The organism is Mucilaginibacter sp. P5_A4 (assembly GCF_056400605.1).
Genome location: NZ_JBFUKX010000118.1, coordinates 1 through 2,326, shown reverse-complemented (window position 1 = coordinate 2,326; position 2,326 = coordinate 1). Strand labels below are relative to the sequence as shown.

2 protein-coding genes are annotated in these 2,326 nt (G+C 38.4%); both read left to right on the top strand.

Annotated elements, in window-relative coordinates:
- Window positions 1-171: 171 nt before the first annotated feature.
- A complete protein-coding gene (locus AC1DQW_RS27475; RefSeq protein WP_477456981.1) occupies window positions 172-1,584 on the top strand; it encodes an oligosaccharide flippase family protein in 1,413 nt (470 codons plus the stop codon).
- Window positions 1,585-1,641: 57 nt separating this feature from the next.
- The coding region (locus tag AC1DQW_RS27470; protein ID WP_477456980.1) for a hypothetical protein at window positions 1,642-2,326 on the top strand (685 nt) is incomplete at its 3' end.

The window sequence follows — 2,326 nt, the reverse complement described above, 5'->3', positions numbered from 1 at the left end:
GAAGGTTTTACCATTGCAAAAATGGCATTTAAAAATACCTGGCTAAAATATCATTACCTTAGTATAGCCGCGCAATCTATTAAGCAGAAACCATTGTACCAGCATGATGCGCCGGTTATGGGCTACAAGTTTAAAGCCGATGCCCATGTTGAATAAACTGGTTAGCTGTTCATGAAAAAAAAGCTGGTATACAATCTTTCGGCAAATACGTTGCAGCTGGTTGTAAACCAGCTATTCGGCGTATTTATATTTTATGTCCTTTCGGTAAATCTTAACAAAGACAGTTTTGGCCAGGTTAACCTTGCCCTGGCTGTGCTGCTATCTGCATTTAATATCCTCTCTTTTGGTATCGACCAGGTTGTTATAAAAAAAGTGGCCCATGGCGATAATGCTCAAACCGTATTACCACTTTATGTATTCCATGTAGTTTTTACAGGGATCCTTTTTTATGGATTATTGATGCTCTGTAAAGCTTTTTTTGTTCAGGATGACGAATTATACTGGCTGATACTGTTGATAGGTGCAGGTAAGCTGATGATCTTCTTTTCCACCCCGTTAAAACAGGTTACCAGTGGTATGGAGCGGTTTAAACTGTTATCGTATATGTTAGTGGTATCAAATGTTGTAAGGGGTGTTGTATTGCTTATCCTTGCTTTTTTACACCAGGTTAATATCACTTCTATCATTTGGGTTTTTATATGCGGCGATACCATCGAATTACTAATTAGTATTTTTCTTTTCAGGAGATATATAAAGATACCCGTGTTTGCGCATTGGAATAAAGTCGACTATATAATGCTGTTGCGTGAGTCGTTACCACAGGTTGGTGTGGTACTTATTACCTCGGCACTGGCCCGGTTCGATTGGTTGTTTATCGGGTTCATGGTATCGGCGGTGAAGCTTGCCGAATATAGCTTTGCCTACAAAATATTCGAGATCTCCACTTTGCCCTTACTGGCAATAGCCCCCCTTTTAATCCCAAGGTTCACCAAATTATTTAAAAGCGGGGATCCGTCTGCGACGAATCTGAAGCTGCTTATTCGGATAGAACTCATAATAGCCTCATTTACAGGTTTGTTGCTGAATATTTGCTGGAACCCCATAATTGATATGGTTACGCACGGAAAATATGGAGCTGTTAATACCAACACGATATTTATCCTGTCGCTTTGTATGCCCCTGTTGTATTTTAATAATTTTTTGTGGACGATTTTTTTTGTGCAAAACCGGCTAAAAATGATCTTTCACTCCTTTCTTATCACATTTGGTGTAAATATTGCCGGCGATTTATTACTGATACCAATTTATAGAAACGAAGGGGCCGCCATGGCCTTTTTGCTGGCTTGTTTGGTGCAGGCTGCTTTTTATTTTTCGAAAAACAAACACGCTGGGCTTAAAGGTGCTTTTTATACGCTAACCCTTTTCACAGGATGTGCTTTATTAAGTGGCTTTTTAGCGAAAGCATTGTTTCAAAATATGTGGGTGGCGGGCGTGGTTTCAGTTCTGTTTTACTTTGTTTCTTTGCTTATCACCATGCAGCTCAGGCGCGATGACTGCAAAAGCTTAATCAGAATTTTTTATTGATGAAATAAACTGTTTTTAGCATTTTATACAGGCAACCTATCCCATTTTCAGGTCGTAATGACTTTAAGAAAACCCAGGGAAATGTTGATTGACAAAGCAGCTTTTTATTTAAATAAGATAAAAAACAAGGTAGATTGGAAACTCCTTGCCTTTTTGCTTTTGTTTTTAAATGTAAAGCTTAGCGTTAAAATCCCGGTAATCATCCTTTTTACTTTACTACAATTCAATTTCAAATTCGGCTTCCGTTTTAAGAATTCCCGGCTGCCCCTCTTTTATCCTTTGGTTATTGCAATTGGTGTTTTCAATTGGTTAATAGGCAGAAACTATACTTATTTAAATTATACCGTTTTGCTTTTAACAGGTATTTGCTTTTGGATGCTGTGCATTTTAGCTATTCACCAGGTTAAACTGGCTGTTGAGCAAAATGAACCGACAGTGATCCACCAAACCATCCTGGTATTTTTTATCATAAACGCTGCGTTTTCTGTAGGCAACCTGGCTGTTATATTTTTAGATACCCATGCCATTAATCCCTATACCTACCAGGGGCAGTTTCAGAAATATTTTATTAGCACCGGCGATTATGTAAAGGGTATCACCTTTGATACTTCAACTACCAATGCTATACTGAATGCTTTCGGTGTAATATATTTCCTGGTCCGTAAAAATGCCATCATGCTTTTTGTCTGCATGGCCATCCTCCTGCTCACCGGTAGTAATTTTATCAATATTGCTATCCTAC

Bases quoted from the DNA above. Each gene is read 5' to 3' on its own strand.
- AC1DQW_RS27475 (WP_477456981.1), top strand. From the start codon at position 172: ATGAAAAAAAAGCTGGTATACAATCTTTCGGCAAATACGTTGCAGCTG.